Source organism: Vibrio sp. 1078-1 (genome assembly GCF_033340475.1).
Window position 1 is genome coordinate 1 of record NZ_JAWOWM010000419.1, and the last position, 667, is coordinate 667.

Here is a 667-nt window from a genome sequence, read left to right on the forward strand (position 1 = left end):
TTTCCCGTAATGGCCAGATCATGAGTGTGTCCCTTTATGACTCGGGCAGTAATTACAACTGTTGCATCGCGGCGCAATCGGGGTCGGGCAAGTCTTTCCTGGTGAACGAAATCATCTCCTCCTACTTATCAGAAGGCGGGCAATGCTGGGTGATTGATGTTGGCCGCTCTTATGAAAAGCTGTGTGAAGTCTATGACGGTGAGTTCTTACAGTTCGGGCGGGACAGTGGCATTTGCTTAAATCCGTTTGAAATCGTTGAGGACTATGACGAAGAAGCGGATGTGTTGGTTGGGTTATTGGCCGCAATGGCCGCACCCACGCAGTCATTAACCGATTTTCAGATGGCCAACCTAAAGCGTCAGACCCGTGAACTGTGGGAGAAAAAAGGTCGTGCCATGTTGGTTGATGATGTGGCAGAGGCCTTGAAAAATCACGAAGACCGACGTGTGCAAGACGTGGGTGAGCAGCTCTATCCGTTTACGACACAGGGCGAATATGGCCGATTCTTTAATGGCCACAACAATATTCGCTTCAAAAACCGTTTCACCGTTCTGGAGTTAGAAGAGCTTAAGGGGCGTAAGCATCTACAACAAGTAGTGTTGCTTCAGCTTATCTACCAAATCCAACAAGAGATGTACTTAGGTGAGCGGGATCGTCGCAAGATTGT

At 48.7% G+C, this 667-nt stretch carries 1 pseudogene; it reads left to right on the forward strand.

The window, feature by feature from the left end:
* Positions 1–667, forward strand: a pseudogene (locus R7190_RS27950) (ATP-binding protein); the annotation flags it as partial.